Origin of the sequence: Bradyrhizobium sp. AUGA SZCCT0105, from assembly GCF_018129565.1 — a bacterium.
GTDB lineage: Bacteria > Pseudomonadota > Alphaproteobacteria > Rhizobiales > Xanthobacteraceae > Bradyrhizobium.
On the sequence record NZ_JAFCMK010000002.1, the window covers coordinates 1,370,334 to 1,388,968 of the forward strand.

14 protein-coding genes are annotated in these 18,635 nt (G+C 64.3%); 9 read left to right on the forward strand and 5 right to left on the reverse strand.

Going from position 1 to position 18,635, the window contains the following annotated elements:
* Nucleotides 1-42 precede the first annotated feature (42 nt).
* On the forward strand, nt 43-1,098 hold the full coding sequence (locus JQ573_RS15580; RefSeq protein ID WP_212310676.1) for a 2-oxoacid:ferredoxin oxidoreductase subunit beta: 1,056 nt from the start codon (nt 43-45) through the stop codon (nt 1,096-1,098).
* 114 nt (nt 1,099-1,212) lie between these two features.
* Here JQ573_RS15580 and JQ573_RS15585 read toward each other — a convergent pair whose 3' ends face one another.
* The 4 genes from JQ573_RS15585 to JQ573_RS15600 all read right to left on the reverse strand — a co-directional run bounded on the left by JQ573_RS15585 (nt 1,213) and on the right by JQ573_RS15600 (nt 7,534).
* Nucleotides 1,213-2,403 (reverse strand): ABC transporter substrate-binding protein, encoded by a 1,191-nt coding sequence (locus JQ573_RS15585; RefSeq protein ID WP_212310677.1) that lies wholly within the window; start codon nt 2,401-2,403, stop codon nt 1,213-1,215.
* 258 nt (nt 2,404-2,661) lie between these two features.
* Nucleotides 2,662-4,206, reverse strand: coding sequence for a SpoVR family protein (locus JQ573_RS15590; RefSeq protein ID WP_212310678.1), 1,545 nt, complete (start codon nt 4,204-4,206; stop codon nt 2,662-2,664).
* Between the two features lie 4 nt (nt 4,207-4,210).
* A complete protein-coding gene (locus JQ573_RS15595) occupies nt 4,211-5,479 on the reverse strand; it encodes a YeaH/YhbH family protein (protein ID WP_212310804.1) in 1,269 nt (422 codons plus the stop codon).
* A 111-nt stretch (nt 5,480-5,590) separates the two neighbouring features.
* Complete coding sequence (locus JQ573_RS15600; protein WP_212310679.1) at nt 5,591-7,534, reverse strand: PrkA family serine protein kinase; 1,944 nt, start codon at nt 7,532-7,534, stop codon at nt 5,591-5,593.
* A 498-nt stretch (nt 7,535-8,032) separates the two neighbouring features.
* Between JQ573_RS15600 and JQ573_RS15605 the strand changes: the two genes are divergently transcribed.
* From JQ573_RS15605 to JQ573_RS15640, 8 genes are all read left to right on the forward strand, one after another.
* Complete coding sequence (locus JQ573_RS15605) at nt 8,033-8,641, forward strand: hypothetical protein (RefSeq protein WP_212310680.1); 609 nt, start codon at nt 8,033-8,035, stop codon at nt 8,639-8,641.
* Between the two features lie 41 nt (nt 8,642-8,682).
* Nucleotides 8,683-9,132 carry a DsrE family protein gene (locus JQ573_RS15610; RefSeq protein ID WP_212310681.1) on the forward strand — a complete coding sequence of 150 codons (450 nt, stop codon included), beginning with the start codon at nt 8,683-8,685 and terminating at the stop codon, nt 9,130-9,132.
* Nucleotides 9,133-9,350: 218 nt separating this feature from the next.
* Nucleotides 9,351-12,197, forward strand: a complete 2,847-nt coding sequence (locus JQ573_RS15615) for a bifunctional transaldolase/phosoglucose isomerase (RefSeq protein WP_212310682.1) — start codon at nt 9,351-9,353, stop codon at nt 12,195-12,197.
* A gap of 11 nt (nt 12,198-12,208) precedes the next feature.
* On the forward strand, nt 12,209-13,192 hold the full coding sequence (gene gnd / locus JQ573_RS15620; RefSeq protein ID WP_212310683.1) for a phosphogluconate dehydrogenase (NAD(+)-dependent, decarboxylating): 984 nt from the start codon (nt 12,209-12,211) through the stop codon (nt 13,190-13,192).
* Between the two features lie 20 nt (nt 13,193-13,212).
* Complete coding sequence (zwf, locus tag JQ573_RS15625) at nt 13,213-14,706, forward strand: glucose-6-phosphate dehydrogenase (RefSeq protein WP_212310684.1); 1,494 nt, start codon at nt 13,213-13,215, stop codon at nt 14,704-14,706.
* A gap of 2 nt (nt 14,707-14,708) precedes the next feature.
* Complete coding sequence (gene pgl / locus JQ573_RS15630; protein ID WP_212310685.1) at nt 14,709-15,461, forward strand: 6-phosphogluconolactonase; 753 nt, start codon at nt 14,709-14,711, stop codon at nt 15,459-15,461.
* A gap of 54 nt (nt 15,462-15,515) precedes the next feature.
* Complete coding sequence (locus tag JQ573_RS15635) at nt 15,516-16,004, forward strand: gluconokinase (protein ID WP_212310805.1); 489 nt, start codon at nt 15,516-15,518, stop codon at nt 16,002-16,004.
* On the forward strand, nt 16,001-16,807 hold the full coding sequence (locus tag JQ573_RS15640) for a Cof-type HAD-IIB family hydrolase (RefSeq protein ID WP_212310686.1): 807 nt from the start codon (nt 16,001-16,003) through the stop codon (nt 16,805-16,807). Before JQ573_RS15635 ends, JQ573_RS15640 begins: the two co-directional genes overlap by 4 nt.
* Nucleotides 16,808-16,814: 7 nt before the next feature.
* On the opposite strand, the gene JQ573_RS15645 is transcribed toward JQ573_RS15640, so the two are convergent.
* Complete coding sequence (locus JQ573_RS15645; RefSeq protein ID WP_212310687.1) at nt 16,815-18,623, reverse strand: glycoside hydrolase family 15 protein; 1,809 nt, start codon at nt 18,621-18,623, stop codon at nt 16,815-16,817.
* Between the last annotated feature and the right edge of the window lie 12 nt (nt 18,624-18,635).

An 18,635-nucleotide genomic window follows, 5' to 3' on the forward strand; every position in this document is an offset into this window, starting at 1 on the left:
GACAAGCCCGGCCATGACGTGGCGGGGAGCGCAGGTGTCGTCATGACCTACATTGCAAAGCCGAAGTTTCATCATCCCGGCCTGAAGAAGAACGAGCTGGGCTATACCCATCGCGACTACGAGGGGAAGATCTCGACCCTGTGCGCCGGCTGCGGCCACGATTCGATCACCGCCTCGATCATCGAAGCCTGCTACGAGCTCTCGATCGAGCCGCACCGGGTGGCGAAGATTTCCGGCATCGGCTGCTCGTCGAAGACGCCGGACTATTTCCTCGGCAATTCGCACGGCTTCAACTCGGTGCACGGCCGCATGCCGTCGGTGCTGACCGGCGCCAACCTCGCCAACCGCGACCTGATCTATCTCGGCGTCTCCGGCGACGGCGATTCGGCCTCGATCGGCTTCGGCCAGTTCGCGCATTCGATCCGGCGCGCCGTCAACATGACCTATATCGTCGAGAACAACGGCGTGTACGGCCTGACCAAGGGCCAGTTCTCGGCCACCGCCGACCGCGGCTCGAAGTCCAAGAAGGGCGTCACCAACACCGACAATGCGATCGACCTGGTCGCGATCGCGCTGCAGTTAGGGGCCACCTTCGTGGCGCGCAGCTTCTCCGGCGACAAGACGCAATTGGTTCCCTTGATTGCCGCTGCGATCCGCCACAAGGGCGCGTCCTTCATCGACGTGATCAGCCCCTGCATCGCCTTCAACAACCACGCCGGCTCGACCAAGAGCTTCGACTATGTCCGTGAGCACAACGACGCGGTGAACCGCCTCGACGTGCTGGTCGGCCGCGAACCGATCAGCGTCGACTACGCGCCCGGCACCGTGCAGGTGGTCGAGCAGCATGACGGCTCGCGGCTCGCGCTGCGCAAGCTCGACGCCGACTACGATCCGCACGATCGGCTCGGAGCACAGACCTTCCTGCAGAAGCATGCGGCCAAGGGCCAGATCGTCACCGGGCTCCTTTACGTCGATCCGGATGCCGATGATCTGCACACCCATCTCGACACCGTCGAGACGCCGCTCAACACGCTTGACGAACAGGCGCTGTGCCCCGGCTCAGCCGTGCTGGACAAGATCAACGCCAGCCTGCGCTGAGCACACATTCTCACCGTCACGATGACGTGGCAAGGATGTGCGACAAACTCGGTATCGTCCCTGCCTAGTGCGCAATTGCGCACTAGGCAGGGACGACAACGGAGTTGGTGACGGCTACTTGTCGTTCAAGACGTCGCCGAACAGCGCCCACGACTTGCCGTCGAACCGCGCCATCTGGATCTGGCGGACCGGCGTCACATTGTCGGGCTCGGTCTGCACCTTGATGCCCGGCAGCAGCATCGGCAGTTCGAGCGGATTCAGATTGGTCGCCTGCTTGATGATGTTGTCGCGGCTATAGTCGCCGTTGCAGTTCTTCAGCACCGCCGTCATGACCTGCGCGACGGTGTAGCCCTGCACGTTGAAGAGGTCGCCCGGGCTCGCATTCGGCTGATATTTCTTCATCCAGGCCGAGAACTCCTGCTGCGCCGGATCGTCGGCCCAGCGCGGATCGGTCGGGTCCTTCAGATAGAGCCCGGTCACGACACCGATGACGTTCTCGAGCCCGGCCGGCTCGAGCACTGCGGAGACCGAGTTGGAGACGGTCGGCAGGATGGTGAGCGGCTTCCAGCCCATGCTCGCCGCCTTGCGCAGCGCTTGCGCGGCGAATTTCGGCGTCGCTTCGGCGAAGAACACGTCGGCACCGGACTCGCGCATCGTCACCATCTGGGAATCGATGGTCGGATCGGTCGTGAGGTAGGTGGTCTCCGCAACGATCTGGCCGACTTGCTCGCCAAGCCCGTCCTTGAAGCCCCTGAGATAGTCCTTGCCGGCGTCTTCGTTCGGCGTGATAACCGCGATCTTCGCGTCCGGCTTGGTCTTCAGGATGTACTTTGCATAGAGCCGGCCTTCGAGCTCGTAGGTTGGATTGAAACCGACCGTCCACGGGAACTGCTTCGGATCGTTCCAGCGTGTCGCGCCTGAGGACACGAACAGCTGAGGCACGTGCTTGATGTTCAGATATTTCTGCACCGAGATGTTGGGCGCGGTGCCGACCGCGCTGAAGATCGCGAGCACCTCGTCCTGCTCGACCAGCTTGCGGGTCTGCTCGACCGTCTTCGACGGCGAATAAGCGTCGTCGAGACTCTCGAAATCGATCTTGCGGCCGTTGATGCCGCCCTGATCGTTGAGCATCTGGAAATACGCAGCTTCGGCGCGTGCGATCGTGCCGTAGGCAGACGCCGGGCCGCTATAGGGCGCGGTGTTTCCTATTCTGATCGCGGAATCGGCTGCAACGGACGGCGAGATCGACGAGGCTGTGAGCGCGGTGAAGGCGAGAAAGCCCGCCAGGCGGGAGCGAGTTGACAAGAGCGTATCCTTTTCTTGGTTTTCTTGACGCGGCGCACATTATCAATCGCGCCCGCGCAGGCAATCGCCAAGAAGACTGCAATGAGGTTTCCGCATGCCGGCAATCACGTTCGCGCGTGGAACATGGTGCGCGTTCAATATCGGAATGTTGCCGGGATGTTCATGATGCGAGCCTTCGGTGGACACGAGGGTTCACCAAGCAAGACTCGCGTTCCGCGCGGCGGTCACCGCGCGCTGATCGCTGCGTGAGCGCACGCCTCAGGCAGCGACCGCAGCCGCGCGCGGGCTGACGACGTACTCCTTCAGCACCTTGTCGGCGCCGTCGAGTTCGGTGAGTGCCACGTCGTAGGTCCACAGGTCGGCGAGATGCTGCAGCACGCGCCGCGTGTCGGTCTCGTTGAGCTGCGCGCCCTTCACGGTGGTGTGACGCAGCATCAGGCGACGATCGCCGTCGAGATCGACATCCACGACCTCGATATTGGCGTCGACGAAGCCGACATCGTATTGCCGCGCCAGCTCGCGGCGCACCCGCCGGTAGCCGCGCTCGTCATGGATCGCATCGACCTTGATGCCCTGGCTTTCGGCGGGGTCGTCGTGCAGATGGAACATGCGGAAGCGCCGGATCAGCGCCGGGCTGAGGAACTGGTTGATGAAGCTCTCGTCGCGGTAGTTGCTCCAGATCTCGCGCAGCACGCCCTCGACGTCGCCCTTGCCGGCGATGTCGGGGAACCAGGCGCGGTCCTCGTCCTCCGGATTCTTCACGATCCGCTCGATGTCCTGCATCATGGCAAAGCCGAGCGCGTATGGATTGAAGCCGGAATAGCGGCGATCGTCGAACTCGGGCTGAAACACCACATTGGTGTGCGACTGCAGGAATTCGAGGAAATTGCCGTCGGTGATCCGGCCCTGCTGATGCAGCCGGTTCATGATGCGGTAATGGACGTAGGTCGCGGTGCCCTCGTTCATCACCTTGGTCTGGCCCTGCGGGTAGAAGTACTGCGCGATGTGACGCACGATGCGAATGAGCTCGCGCTGCCAGCCTTGCAGGCGCGGCGCGGTCTTCTCGAGGAAGTAGAGGATGTTCTCCTGCGGCAGACCGAGCAGGGCGTGGCGTCGCTCGGCGCTGAGTGTAGCCTTGCTCTTGGCCTTGGTGTTCGGCACCGTCCGCCACAGATCGTTGAACACGGCTTCCTCGTGCTGCCGGCGCTCACCGGCGCGCTTCTCCTCGGCACGCAGGTCGAGCGTCTTCTTTCCGGGATAGCGGTCGACGCCATGCGACATCAGCGCATGGGCGGCATCGAGCGTCCGCTCCACCGTCTCGCGGCCATGACGATCCTCGCAGACCGCGATGTAGCCCTTGGCGAATTCGAGATAATCGAGGATGCCTTCGGCGTCAGTCCACTGCTTGAACAGATAGTTGTTCTTGAAGAAGTGATTGTGCCCGAACGCCGCGTGCGCGATCACCAGCGTCTGCATCGTCGCCGTATTCTCCTCCATCAAGTAGGAGATGCACGGCGAGGAATTGATCACGATCTCATAGGCGAGGCCCATCAGACCCTTGCGATAGGACGCTTCCTGGAAGGCGAACTGCTTGCCGAACGACCAGTGCTTGTAGAACAGCGGCATCCCGACCGACGAATAGGCGTCGAGCATCTGCTCGGCGGTGATCACCTCGATCTGGTTGGGATACACGTCGAGCCCGAGTTCCTTGCGCGCGACCTCCTCGCAGGCGTCGTGAATTCGCTGCAGCGTCGGGAAATCCCAGTCGGCACCATCGAACAGCAGTTCGCCGGAAGACCCCATTAAACTATACCCTTTCCTGACTGGTGCGGCGCTTGAACAGGTCCTGGAACACCGGGAAGATCTCGCCGCGCTCGCTCACCTTGCGCATCGACAGTGGCTGGCCCTCGTTGCGCAGCCGCTCATAGAGCGTCCAGAGCGAGGAGTCCGGCATGTCGAAGGTGTAGTTGGCGGCCTCACCGACCTCGAGATAGGCGAAGAACTGGCAGACCGGCAGGATCTTGTCGGTCAGGAGATGCCCGGTCACCCCGCTGTCGGAGGTCATGTTGTCGCCGTCCGAGGCCTGCGCGGCGTAGATGTTCCAGTCGGCGGGACGGAAGCGGGTTCGAACGATGTCGTGCATCGCAACCAGCGCGCTCGACACCAGCGTGCCGCCGGACGCCGGTCCATGGAAGAACGTATCCTCGTCCACCTCCTCGGCGCGGTCGGTGTGCCGGATGAACACGATCTCGACATGCTTGTAGCGCCGCTTCAGGAAGACGTAGAGCAGCATGTAGAACCGCTTCGCCAGATCCTTCATGTGCTCGGACATCGAGCCCGAGACGTCCATCAGGCAGAACATCACGGCCTGCGCCACCGGCTTCGGCACCGTCTCGAAGCGGCGATAGCGGATGTCGATCGGATCGATGAACGGGATCCGCTTGACCTTGGCCTTCAGCGCTTCGAGCAGCGCCAGCAGTTCGCGACGCCGCGTCTCGTCGTCGCATTCTGCAAGCTCGGCCTCGAGCGCCTCGACCTCGTCCTTGCGCGGCCGGCGCAGCGCCACGCGTCGCGCCAGCGCCCGGCTCACCGTGCGGCTGATCGAGATGTTGGCGGGCGAGCCGGAGGTCGCATAGCCTGCGCGCCGGATGCCCTCGCTCTCGGTTTCCGCGAGCTTGCGCTTGGCGAGATCAGGCAATTCGAGGTCGTCGAGGAAGAGGTCGACGAACTCCTCGCGGCTGAGCACGAAGCGGAAGGCGTCCTCGCTGTCGCCCTCACCCGCGCCCGAGCCCTTGGCGCCGCTCTGGTTCGGGCGCTGCAGCCAGTCGCCCTCGACGAACTTCTTGTTGCCGGGCAGCACCATGTCACGCGTGCCGCCCTCGCGCCGGAACCGCGGCTCATCCATGCCGTCCAGCGGGATGGTCACCTCGCCGCCCTCCAGGACGTCCTTGATGTCCCGGTCCTGCGACGACTTCTTGACGGCCCCCTGCACCAGCGCCTTGGCGCGCCGCAGGAAGCGCTGACGGTTCTCCAGGCTCTTGCTACCCGGGTTCAGCCGCCGATCGACGATATGCATGACCACGTTGCATCTGCCTCACGCCGGATGCGATCATGACAGTCGCATCGCATTTTTATTGGACGGGACGGAACGAGACGGAAAGCCGCTGCCGGCTCTCCGGATCGTGCACTAGCCGGCCTGCTTCACCCGCATGTACCACTCGACGAGCCGGCGGACCTGGCGCTCGGTGTAACCGCGCTCCACCATCCGCTCGACGAACTCGCCGTGCTTCTTCTCGGTCTCGCCGTCCTTCTTGGAGCCGAACGAGATGACCGGAAGCAGATCCTCGACCTGCGAGAATATCCGCTTTTCGATCACGTCGCGAACCTTTTCGTAGGAGGTCCAGCTCGGGTTCTTGCCGTTGTTGTGCGCCCGCGAGCGCAGCGAGAACTTGACGACCTCGTTGCGGAAATCCTTCGGGTTGGCGATGCCGGCCGGCTTCTCGATCTTGGTCAGCTCTTGATTCAAAAGCTCACGGTTCATCAGCTGGCCGGTGTCGGGATCCTTGAAGTCCTGATCCTCGATCCAGGCGTCGGCATAGTCGACATAGCGGTCGAACAGGTTCTGGCCGTAGTCGGAGTAGGATTCCAGATAGGCCTTCTGGATCTCGTTGCCGATGAACTCGGCATAGCGCGGTGCGAGGTCGGCCTTGATGAATTCGAGATAGCGCTTCTCGACCTCGTCAGGCAGCTGCTCGCGGCGGATCGCCATCTCCAGCACATACATCAGATGCACAGCATCGGCGCCGACCTCGGTGGTGTCGTGATTGAAGGTCGAGGCCAGCACCTTGAAGGCAAAGCGGGTGGAGACGCCGTCCATGCCCTCGTCGACGCCGGCAGCGTCCTTGTATTCCTGCACGCTGCGCGCCTTCGGATCGGATTCCTTCAGGCTCTCGCCGTCATAGACCCGCATCTTGCCGAACAGCGTCGAGTTCTCGTGCTTGCGCAGCCGCGACATCACCGAGAAGCGGGCCAGCGTTTCCAGCGTGGCCGGCGCGCACGGCGCGGCGGCAAGCTCGGAGGTCTGGATCAGCTTCTCGTAGATCTTCTGCTCCTCGGTGACCCGCAGGCAGTACGGGACCTTGATGACGCAGATGCGGTCGATGAAGGCCTCGTTGTTCTTGTTGGTCTTGAAGCTCTGCCACTCGGCTTCGTTCGAGTGGGCGAGGATGATGCCGGTGAACGGGATCGCACCGATGTTCTCGGTGCCGATGTAGTTGCCCTCCTGGGTCGCCGTCAGCAGCGGGTGCAGCATCTTGATCGGCGCCTTGAACATCTCGACGAACTCGAGCACGCCCTGGTTGGCGCGGTTGAGGCCGCCGGAATAGCTGTAGGCGTCCGGGTCGTTCTGGGCGTAGGTCTCGAGCTTGCGGATGTCGACCTTGCCGACCAGCGAGGAGATGTCCTGGTTGTTCTCGTCACCGGGCTCGGTCTTGGCGACCGCGATCTGGCGCAGCCGGGAGGGCTGGATGCGCGCGACGCGGAATTGCGAGATGTCGCCGCCGAAGGCCTCGAGCCGCTTGTAGGCCCAGGGCGACATCAACCCGCTCAGCCGGCGGCGCGGAATGCCGTACTTCTCCTCGATCATCGGCCCGAGCTGCTCGGGGTCGAACAACCCGAGCGGGCTCTCGAACACCGGCGACAGCTCGTCACCCGCCTTCAGCACGTAAATCGGATGAATTTCCATCAGCGCCTTGATGCGCTCAGCGAGCGACGACTTGCCGCCACCGACCGGTCCGAGCAGATAGAGGATTTGCTTGCGCTCTTCGAGGCCCTGTGCGGCGTGGCGGAAGAAGCCGACCAGGCGTTCGATCGTGTCCTCCATGCCGAAGAAGCCGGCGAAGGCCGGATACGATCTGATCGTACGGTTCAAAAAGATACGGCCAAGGCGTGGGTCCTTGGCCGTGTCGATCATCTGGGGCTCACCGATTGCCGCTAATAACCGCTCGGCCGCATTGGCGTATCGCATCGGATCACTTCGACACGACTCCAAATACTCGGCCATCGACATGTCGGTCTGGCTTCGCGCTTCAAACGACCTTGCGAAGGCGTTGAACAAAGAATCGTTGTACATGATCCCTCTCTCCACGATATGTATCGCCGCACGACTGACACGAGTCGCAACCAGAGCGTCCTAGGATCGAATCAGCGTCGGCACGCTGGGTCCATTGGACACTCGACCGACTCATTTCGGCAATGCACGGCGCGTGCAGCCTCTGCCTTATCAACAGGCAGGAAGCTTAATGGTTCATCAATATCCCCTTGTTTTTGGTGTCTGTAACCCCCTCGCCACATCCGTGGTTTACCGGGGCCCAGGCCTTCGAAGCGGACATCCGAGCGGGGCAACTTCCCCGTCCGGCGATGAACGTTGGGCTCCCTGAAAAGGTGTGGCTGTCCTGCCTTGGCGTCAAGATGTGTACGTCACAGACTCGCATGAACAAACTGTCAGACGAGGTTGAACGTGCCTCCTTGTCGCCGCGACTAAGGCAACGAGCCCGCGCAGTTCCACGCGGCACCATTGCCGCGCTGTAAAGATGACACCTTGGAGGCGCGGGCTATTCCCGAGGCGGTCATGAAGCAGGCACTCCTTGTTGTCGCACTTGCCGCCGCAGCCTGCGCCGGCGCGGCGTTAACCGTCGAGGCGCAGGAAGGCGTCGACAAAGCCAGGGCGGCCGCCTTCGACAACAGGATGTTCGCAGGCCCGCCCGGCGCGAAAGCCTATGCCTGCTTCGTACGGGGGTACGATGCAAATCATCTGGCACAGCATCCGAAGCAGAAGGTCAGCGCGATGAAGCTGCTCGTCGCCGCCGAGGATGCGCCGGAGAACAAGACCACCAACTACTCGTTCCGGCTCGGCGTCGCTTACCGCCACCGCCCCGGCAATTTCGACTCCAGCGGCTACTGCAACCACGCGATCGCGACCGAATCCGGACAGGAGATACGCTTCGAATGCAGCGTGGATTGTGAGGGCGGCGGTATCACCGTGGCGTTGTCGAAAGACGACAAATCCGCGATCGCCCGCCTTGGCCGCATCGTGGTGTGGAATCGCGACGACGACGCCGGCGAAGCGCTGCTCGCCGGCGCCGACGACAAGATCTTCCGCGTCGATCGCGCAGACTTGGGCGAATGCGCCGAACTTGTGACCGACCGCAAGGAACTCGCTGCGCTCCGGCACAAGTGATAGGCTTTGCGCCGGTCGACAATCATTGCGCGAGGGACGCCATGCACCGACGCAGCATCCTGTGGGGCACCCTCTCGGCGATCGGCGCTGCCTTTACAGCGCCACGGGCGAACGCCGCCACTGAGACCCCACCACCGGGAAAGCTGAAGGTGGTCTATCACCTCGACGACCTCGGCAAGGTCAATTTCGTGATCGGCAACATCCAGAACCATCTCGACGGCGTCGGCGGCCCCGGCAATGTGACGATCGCACTCGTGGTGCACGGCCAGGCGCTGAAGGCGTTTCGTTCGGCGGCGGCCAATCCCGACCTGACGAGGCATGTCCGGCAGCTCACGACGGACGGAATTGAACTCGTCGCCTGCGGCAACACCATGAAATCGCAGAACATCACCCTCGCCGACCTGCTCCCGGGCTTCGTCGCCGCCGAGCGCGGCGGTGTGGTCCGCCTCGCCGAGCTGCAATCCCAGGGCTACCTCTACCTGCGGCCCTGACGCGCGGCCGCGCGCCCGCAACGCGTCATAAAAATGTGCCGAGATCAGGGTCTGCTCGCACCGGCGTCCGAGGGGATCGAACTGTTGTGAATGGCGTTATCCCTTGGGAATGCTGATATTCCGCCCGGGCCCCCAGTCATGTTGACAATCCGCCTCCGCCCCCGAAAGCTGCCCGGGAACCCAAAAATCGACCCTCGATCGAACGAGAACAGGCACCCATGAACCCCGTCAAAGCACTCGAAAATCACCGCCAGGCCGTCTGGCTCGACTTCCTTGCCCGCGGCTTCGTCGCCAAGGGCGACCTGAAGCGGCTGATCGAGACCGACGGCGTCAAAGGCGTGACGTCCAACCCCTCGATCTTCGAGAAGGCGATCGGCAGCTCGGACGAGTATGACGGGGCGATCGGCAAGGCCCTCAAGAAGGGCGACCGCTCGGTCGCCGACCTGTTCGAACACCTCGCGGTCGAGGACATCCAGCACGCCGCCGACGTGCTGCGCCCGGTCTACGACCAGAGCCATGGCGGCGACGGCTTCGTCAGCCTCGAAGTGTCGCCCTATCTGGCGATGGACACCAAGGGCACGATCGCGGAGGCCGAGCGGCTCTGGAAGGACGTCCACCGCAAGAACCTGATGGTCAAGGTGCCGGCGACGCCGGAGGGCCTGCCGGCGGTCGAGTACCTGATCGGCGAAGGCATCAGCATCAACATCACGCTGCTGTTCTCGCAGAAGGTCTATCGCCAGGTCGCGGAAGCCTATCTCAAGGGCCTGGAGAAGTACGTCGCCAAGGGCGGCGATCCCTCCTATGTGGCAAGCGTCGCCAGCTTCTTCGTCAGCCGCATCGACTCTGCCGTCGACAAGCAGCTCGACGAGAAGATCGCACGCGCCAACGACCCGTCCGAGAAGGAGCGGCTCGCGGCCTTGAAGGGCAAGGTCGCGATCGCCAATGCAAAGCTCGCCTACCAGGACTACAAGCGCCTGTTCTCCGGCCCGCGCTGGGACAAGCTCACGGCCAAGGGCGCCAAGCCGCAGCGGCTGCTGTGGGCTTCGACCGGCACCAAGAACAAGGACTACAGCGACGTGCTCTATGTCGAGGAGCTGATCGGCCCCGACACCGTCAACACCGTGCCGCCGGCAACCCTCGATGCCTTCCGCGACCACGGCAAGGTCCGCGACAGCCTCGAGGAGAATGTCGAGGACGCCCGCCACGTGCTGGACGAGCTGGAGAAGTCCGGCATCTCGCTCGATGCGATCACCGAGGAGTTGGTCAAGGACGGCGTCAAGCTGTTCGCCGACGCGGCCGACAAGCTGTACGGCGCGGTCGCCCACAAGCGCGCGACCTCGCTCGGCGGCGGCATCGACCATCAGAAGCTGGCGCTCGGCGCCGGTATCGAGAAGGCGGTCGAGAAAAGCACCGAGGAATGGCGCGTATCGGCCAAGATCCGAAGGCTCTGGCACAAGGACAAGTCGGTCTGGACCGGCGATGACGAGGACAAATGGCTGGGCTGGCTGACCAGCGCTGCAACCGCCGACGTCGCCGACTATGAGGATTTCGCCAAGCGCGTGAAGGGCCAGAACTTCACCGACGCCGTCGTGCTCGGCATGGGCGGATCGAGCCTCGGGCCGGAGGTGCTGGCCCAGACCTTCCCGCACAAGTCCGGCTTCCCGCGGCTGCACGTGCTCGATTCCACTGATCCGGCCCAGGTGCGCGCGATGGAGGAGTATGTCGACATCGCAAAGACGCTGTTCATCGTCTCCTCCAAATCCGGCGGCACCACCGAGCCGAACGTGATGAAGGACTATTTCTTCGACCGGGTGGCCAAGGCGATCGGCAAGGACAAGGCCGGCCATCGTTTCATCGCGGTGACCGATCCCGGTTCGTCGCTGCAGAAGGTCGCGATCAAGCAAGGCTTTGCCCGCATCTTCTACGGCGACCCTGCAATCGGCGGCCGCTATTCCGTGCTGTCGCCGTTCGGCCTGGTGCCGGCGGCGGCCGCGGGCATCGACGTCCGCAGCCTGCTCGGCCATACGCTAGCCATGGTGCGCTCGTGCGGCGCCGACGTGCCGCCGCAGGAAAACCCGGGCGTCCAGCTCGGGCTGGCGATGGGCATCGCCGGGCTCGAAGGCCGCGACAAGGTGACGATCTTCGCCTCGCCCGAGGTCGCCGATTTCGGCGCCTGGGCCGAGCAGCTGATCGCGGAATCGACCGGCAAGGACGGCAAGGGCCTGATCCCGATCGAGGGCGAGACCATCGGCGACGCCGCGGTCTACGGCAACGACCGCTTCTTCATCGACCTGCGCACCGAGGGCGAGCACGACGCCGCGCATGAGGCCAAGCTCGCCGCGCTCGAGGCCGCCGGCCATCCCGTGGTCCGGATCGTGATGAAGTCGATCGACCATATCGGCCAGGAGTTCTTCCGCTTCGAGATCGCGACCGCGGTGGCAGGCTCCATCCTCGGCATCAACCCGTTCAACCAGCCCGACGTCGAGGCTGCCAAGATCAAGACGCGCGAGCTGACGGCGGCGTTCGAGAAGACCGGATCGCTGCCGGCCGAGCGGCCGGTGGTGTCGGCGGATGGCGTCGAGCTCTACACCGACGCGCAGAACGCCGAGGAGCTGCGCAAGGCCGGCGCCAATGGCGACCTCGATTCCTGGATCAAGGCCCACCTCTCGCGCTCCGACCGCGGCGACTATGTCGCCCTGCTCGCCTATATCGAGCGCGACGGCGACACCATCGATGCCATGCAGGCGATGCGGCTGAAGGTGCGCGATGCGAAACACCTTGCGACCTGCGCCGAATTCGGCCCGCGCTTCCTGCATTCGACCGGACAGGCCTACAAGGGCGGGCCCGACAGCGGCGTGTTCCTGCAGGTGACGACCGACGACAGCAAGGACCTGACCGTGCCCGGCCAGAAAGCGACCTTCGGCGTGATCAAGGCGGCGCAGGCGCGCGGCGATTTCGACGTGCTCACCGAGCGCGGCAGGCGGGCGCTGCGCGTGCATCTCAAGGGCGACCTCACCTCCGGGCTTGCGGCACTCGATGCCGCGATCTCGGCCGCACTGAACTGACGGAGGCCAGGATGCAACTCGGCATGATCGGCCTCGGGCGGATGGGCGGCAACATCGTCCGCCGCCTGATGACCCAGGGTCACACCACCGTGGTCTACGACAAGGATCCGAAGGCGGTCGCGGCACTCGTCGCCGACAATGCCACCGGCTCCTCGTCGCTGGAGGATTTCGTCCTCAAGCTGGAGGCGCCACGCACCGCCTGGGTGATGCTGCCGGCCGGCAAGATCACCGAAGCCACCATCGAGGCGCTGTCGAAGCTGATGCAACCCGGCGACGTCATCATCGACGGCGGCAACACCTTCTGGCAGGACGACGTCCGCCGCGGCAAGGCGCTCAGGGAGCGTGGGCTGCATTATGTCGATGTCGGCACCAGCGGCGGCATCTGGGGCATCGAGCGCGGCTACTGCATGATGATCGGCGGCGACAAACCCGTCGTCGACCGGCTCGACCCGATCTTCAAGACGCTGGCGCCCGGCATCGGCGACATCCCGCGCACCTCCGGCCGCGACGGTCGCGATCCGCGCATCGAACAGGGCTACATCCACGCCGGTCCGATCGGCGCGGGGCATTTCGTCAAGATGATCCACAACGGCATCGAATACGGCCTGATGCAGGCCTATGCCGAAGGCTTCGACATCCTGAAGAACGCCAACATCGAGGCGCTGCCGCCCGACCATCGCTTCGATCTCGACATCGCCGACATCGCCGAAGTCTGGCGGCGCGGCAGCGTGATCCCGTCCTGGCTGCTCGACCTCACGGCGTCGGCGCTGGCGCAGAACCACACGCTCGACAATTACTCCGGCTTTGTCGAGGATTCCGGCGAAGGCCGCTGGACCGTCAATGCCGCGGTCGATGAGGCGGTGCCGGCCGAGGTGCTGACGGCGGCGCTCTACACCCGCTTCCGTTCGCGCAAGGATCACACCTTCGCCGAGAAGATCCTGTCGGCGATGCGCGCAGGGTTTGGCGGCCACAAGGAGCCGCCGAAGAAGGCTTAAAACGAACCGCGGAAGGTCACGTGCAGAAGAAACCCGATCCTTGCTCCTTCATCATCTTCGGCGCCACCGGTGATCTGACACACCGGCTGGTCGTCCCGGCGCTCTACAATCTCGCCGCCGGCAATCTCCTGCCGGAAAAGTTCTGCGTCGTCGGCATCGTCCGCAAGGGCATGTCGAGCGAGCAGCTGACCGACAGCCTGCTGCAGGGGCTGCGCAAGTTCGCGACCCGTCCAGTGGACGAGGCGATCGCGAAGCGGCTGTTCGAATGCGTCACCTCGATCGAAGCCGATCCGAGAGATCCCGCTTCGTTCGATGCCATGAACGAACGGCTCGACAAGCTCGAGACGGCGCGCGGCACCGGCGGCAACCGGCTGTTCTATCTCGCGACCCCCCCGAACGCCTTCCTGCCGATCAGCGAGCAACTCGGACGCACCGGCATGCTGGAGGAGAACGGCGCCTGGCGGCGGCTGATCATCGAAAAGCCGTTCGGCACCGATCTGGCGTCGGCCAGGGCGCTGAATGCCGCGCTGCTGAAGCTGATGGATGAGCATCAGATCTACCGGATCGACCATTACCTCGGCAAGGAAACCGTCCAGAACATCCTGGTGCTGCGCTTTGCCAACGGCATGTTCGAGCCGATCTGGAATCGCAACCATATCGACCACATCCAGATCACCGTCGACGAGAAGCTCGGCGTCGGCCATCGCGGCAGCTTCTATGACGCCACCGGCGCGCTGCGCGACATGGTGCCGAACCATCTGTTCCAGCTGCTGTCGCTGGTGACGATGGAGCCGCCGGCGCGCTTCGACGCCCATGCGGTGCGCTCGGAAAAGGCCGAGGTGCTGAGCGCGATCCAGATCCAGAGTGCGCAGGAGGCGCTGTCCAACTCGGTGCGCGGCCAATATCGCGGCGGCCGGATCGGTGACACCGAGATCGAGGACTATCTCAAGACACCGGACGTCAAGCCCGACAGCTCGACCGAGACCTATGCCGCGCTGAAGCTGACCATCGACAATTGGCGCTGGGCCGGCGTGCCGTTCTACCTGCGCACCGGCAAGGCACTCACCACCAAGCGCACCGAGATCGCGATCAAGTTCAAACAGGCGCCGTTCGCAATGTTCCGCGATACCGCGGTCGACCGCCTGTCGCAGAACTACCTGGTCATCTCGACCGAGCCGACCGAAGGCATCGAGCTGCAGTTCAACACCAAGGTGCCTGGCCCGGCCATCAACATCGACGGCGTCGAGATGAAGTTCCGCTACAAGGACTACTTCAAGGCCGAGCCGTCGACCGGCTACGAGACTCTGATCTACGACTGCATGATCGGCGACAATCTGCTGTTCCAGCGCGCCGACAGCGTCGAGGCCGGATGGCAGGCGGTGCAGCCCTTCCTCGATGCCTGGAAGACTGCCGGCGGGCGTGGTTTGCAGCCGTACAAGGCCGGCAGCGAAGGCCCGGAGGCGGCCAACGCGCTATTGACGCGCGACGGCCGCAGCTGGCGGAAGCTCAGCTGACCATGACCACGAGCGGCGAGCGCACGATCATCACGGTCGCCGATCCGGCCGCACTGGCGCAGACCGCCGCCGAACGGTTGATCGCCAGGATCGACCAGAACAGCGGCCGGGTCGCGGTGTGCCTCACCGGCGGCTCCAGCCCCAAGGCGCTCTACCAGCTGCTGGCGACGCCAGACTATCGTCGGAGGATTCCGTGGGATCGCATCGACTGGTTCATCGGCGATGAGCGCCTGGTGCCGCGCAAGGACCCACTGCACAATATGAGCATGGCGCGCCAGGCCTTCCTCGACCGCTGCGCCCCGGCCGCGAATGTCCATCCGATCGCAACCGACACCGCCGATCTCAGGGATCCCGACGTCAGTGCGGCGCTGTACGAGAACGAGCTGATGGCCTTCTACGGCGCCGAACAGCTCGATCCGAAGCGGCCGCTGTTCGACCTCGTGCTGATGGGCATCGGGCCCGATGGCCACACCGCCTCGCTGTTTCCCGGCTTCCCCGCGGTCGAGGAAACCCAGCGCTGGGTGGTCGGGGTGCCCAAGGCCAATGTCGAGCCGTTCGTGCCGCGGGTCTCCTTGACCCTGCCTGCCCTCGCCTCCTGCCGCGAGATGCTGTTCGAGGTCGCGGGCGAAAACAAGCGCGCGATCTTGACGCGCCTGTTCGCAGGCGAGAACCTGCCGGCAAACCGCGCGCGATCGCTGGGCGAAACCGTCTGGCTGATCGATCAGGCCGCGCTGCCGGGGGACTTGCGTAAATGATTTTCTTGGGTGACCTTCTTGGGTGACGGGCAAAACCCCTGCGCACTGGTCGTGATGGGCGTCTCCGGCTCGGGCAAGAGCACCATCGCCGACCGCTTGGCGATCAGGATCGGCTGGCGCTTCGAGGACGGCGACAGCTTTCATCCGCCGAGCAATGTCGCGAAGATGCATTCCGGCCAGCCGCTCACCGACGAGGATCGCTGGCCCTGGCTGCGCGCCATCGCCAATGAGATCGACCGCACCTGCGGCGTCCGCGAACGGGCCGTCATCGCCTGCTCCGCGCTGAAGCGCGCCTATCGCGACGTCCTGGTGCATGGCCGCGACGACATCCGCATCGTCTTCCTCGACGGCACAGAGGAGCTGATCGCGACACGGCTGGCCGCGCGCAAGGACCATTTCATGCCGCCGGGCCTGCTCGCCAGCCAGTTCAAGACGCTGGAGCCGCCGACGCCGGACGAACGCCCGATCACGGTTGCGATCGACCGTTCGGTCGACACCATCATCGAAGACATTGTCAGTCAACTGAAGCTGGACCGCCCATGACCCGCATCGCCCTTGTCGTATCTGATGTCGACGGCACGCTGCTCACCAAGGACAAGACCTTGACCGACGACGCCATGACCGCGGTGCGCAGGCTGCACGAGGCCGGTATCGGCTTCACCATCGTCTCCAGCCGGCCGACGATCGGGATGGGTTTCCTGGTCGCGCCGCTCGCGATCACGCTGCCGATCGGCGCCTTCAACGGCTCTTCGATCGTCGATCCGCAACTGAAGCCGATCGAGCAGCATTTGATCCCGGCCGCCGTCGCCAAACGCAGCATCGACCTGCTCCGCGAGCGCGGCATCGATATCTGGCTGTTCACCAACGACCGCTGGCTGACCCGCAATCCCGACGGCGAGTACAACGCGCACGAAAAGCGCGCGATCAAGCATGATCCGACCATCGTCGGCGATTTCACGCCCTATCTCGACCAGGCCTGCAAGATCGTCGGCGCGAGCTCGGATGCGCCCCTGCTGCAGCGCTGCGAGGCGGAGATGCAGCAGATGGTCGGCAATGATGCGACCGCGGTCCGCTCGCAGACCTACTATCTCGACGTCACCCCGCCCGGCCACGACAAGGGCACCTTCGTCGAGGACATCGCGAGACGCCTCGGCATATCGCTCGAAAATGTCGCTACGATCGGCGACATGCAGAACGATCTGCCGATGTTCGCGAAAAGCGGCGTCTCGTTCGCGATGGGCAATGCCAGCGATGACGTAAAGGCGCGCGCCACGCATGTCACCGAAACCAACGAGCACGACGGTTTCGCGCGCGCGATGGAGACGGTGCTGACGATGGGCCGCTAGACCGCGATCAGGTCGACCGCTGCACCGCCGGCTTCTCGGCGTCGGCCTTGGCGGCGCTGAGATTGTGCGCCGTGTTGATCAGCGCGATATGGGTCAGTGCCTGCGGAAAGTTGCCGGTCTGCCGGCCGGCGCCGGAGTCGAACTCCTCCGCCAGCAGCCCGAGATCGTTGGCGACCGCGACGACGCGGTCGAACATGGTTTGCGCCTTGTCGAGATCTCCCGCCAGCACATGGGCGTCGGCGAGCCAGAGGCTGCAGGCCAGGAACGCGCCCTCGATCGGCTGGATTTCGTCAGACACCTCGCGCGGATCGTGCCGCAGCACGAATCCGTCGCGGATCATGTGCCGCTCGACCGCAGCGATCGTGCCGCGAATGCGCGGATCGGACGGCGGCAGGAAGCCTACCGACGGCAGCAGCAGCAGGCTGGCGTCGAGCAGCTTTGACCCGTAGCTCTCGACGAAGCTGTTGAGATCGGGATCGAAGCCCTGCCGGCAGACATCGCGATGGATGGCCTCGCGCAGCACCCGCCATTTGACCAGTGGCCCCTTGAAGCCGAACCGCTCCGCGCTCTTGATGGCGCGGTCGAAGGCGACCCAGCACATCACCTTGGAGAACACGTAGTGTCTGGGCGTGCCGCGGCGCTCCCAGATGCCGTGATCCGGCTGGTCCCAGACATCGGCGAGATGACTGACGACGGTGCATTCGAGCGACCAGCTCTCATCATCGAGCTTCAGCTTGGCCATGCGGGACTGGTGGAAGGCGTCGATCAACTCGCCGTAGACGTCGAGTTGCAGCTGCGCATGTGCGGCATTGCCGACGCGGACCGGTTGCGCCCCCTCATAGCCGGGCAGCCAGCCGGCTTCCCATTCCAGGAGGCGCCGCTGCCCCAGGATGCCGTACATGATCTGCATGTCGGCAGGAGCACCGGCCGCGGCCCGCAGCAGCCAGTTGTGCCAGGCGGCCGCTTCCTCGGTGTAGCCCGAATTCATCAGTGCCAGCAGCGTGAAGGTGGCGTCGCGCAGCCAGCAGAACCGGTAATCCCAGTTGCGCGCGCCGCCGAGCTTTTCCGGCAACGACGTGGTCGGGGCCGCGACGATGCCGCCGGTCGGCCTGAAGGTCAGTGCCTTCAGCGTGATCAGCGAGCGCATCACGAGGCTGCGCTGATAGCTGCCGTCATAGGTCGAACGGCTGCACCATTCCTTCCAATAGTCCTCGGTATCCTTCAGCGCGGCCTCGGGATCGATCGGCTCCGGCACCGGCTGATACGACGCTCCGTAGGTCAGGACAAAGGGCACGGTGTCGCCCTCGCCGATCTCGAAATCGGCGATCGTGGTCAGGTCCTTGCCCGATGTCTTCACTGGCGTGCGCAGCAGGGTCATGTCCTGTCCGCTGATCGCCAGCAGCCCCTCGCCGTCCGGGTTCTTCTTCACCCAGGGAACATCGACGCCGAAGCCGAAGCGGATCACCAGCTCCATGTGCATCTTGACGCGGCCGCTGATGCCGCGAACCAGGCGGACCACGTCGGAGGCATTGCCGCGCGGCGGCATGAAGTCGATCAGCGCGACCACGCCGTCCTCGGTCTCGAACCGAGTCTCCAGGATCAGCGTATCGTCCCAATAGCGGCGGGAGATCCGCTTGATCTCGCCAGCGGGCGCCAGCAGCCAGCGGCCATTGCGCGACGTGCCGAGCAGCGCCGCGAAGCAGGCGTCGGAATCGAACGCCGGCCAGCACAGCCAGTCGATCGAGCCGTCGCGACCGACCAGCGCTGCGGTTTCGCAATCGCCGATCAGCCCATAGTCTTCGATTCGAGAGGCCACCGCCGTGCTCCG

Coding starts and splice junctions, on each gene's coding strand:
- pgl (WP_212310685.1), top strand. CDS start 14,709: ATGACCACGAGCGGCGAGCGCACGATCATCACGGTCGCCGATCCGGCC.
- JQ573_RS15610 (WP_212310681.1), top strand. CDS start 8,683: ATGCACCGACGCAGCATCCTGTGGGGCACCCTCTCGGCGATCGGCGCT.
- JQ573_RS15605 (WP_212310680.1), top strand. CDS start 8,033: ATGAAGCAGGCACTCCTTGTTGTCGCACTTGCCGCCGCAGCCTGCGCC.
- JQ573_RS15600 (WP_212310679.1), bottom strand. CDS start 7,534: ATGTACAACGATTCTTTGTTCAACGCCTTCGCAAGGTCGTTTGAAGCG.
- JQ573_RS15590 (WP_212310678.1), bottom strand. CDS start 4,206: ATGGGGTCTTCCGGCGAACTGCTGTTCGATGGTGCCGACTGGGATTTC.
- JQ573_RS15615 (WP_212310682.1), top strand. CDS start 9,351: ATGAACCCCGTCAAAGCACTCGAAAATCACCGCCAGGCCGTCTGGCTC.
- JQ573_RS15595 (WP_212310804.1), bottom strand. CDS start 5,479: ATGCATATCGTCGATCGGCGGCTGAACCCGGGTAGCAAGAGCCTGGAG.
- JQ573_RS15635 (WP_212310805.1), top strand. CDS start 15,516: ATGGGCGTCTCCGGCTCGGGCAAGAGCACCATCGCCGACCGCTTGGCG.
- JQ573_RS15640 (WP_212310686.1), top strand. CDS start 16,001: ATGACCCGCATCGCCCTTGTCGTATCTGATGTCGACGGCACGCTGCTC.
- JQ573_RS15580 (WP_212310676.1), top strand. CDS start 43: ATGACCTACATTGCAAAGCCGAAGTTTCATCATCCCGGCCTGAAGAAG.
- gnd (WP_212310683.1), top strand. CDS start 12,209: ATGCAACTCGGCATGATCGGCCTCGGGCGGATGGGCGGCAACATCGTC.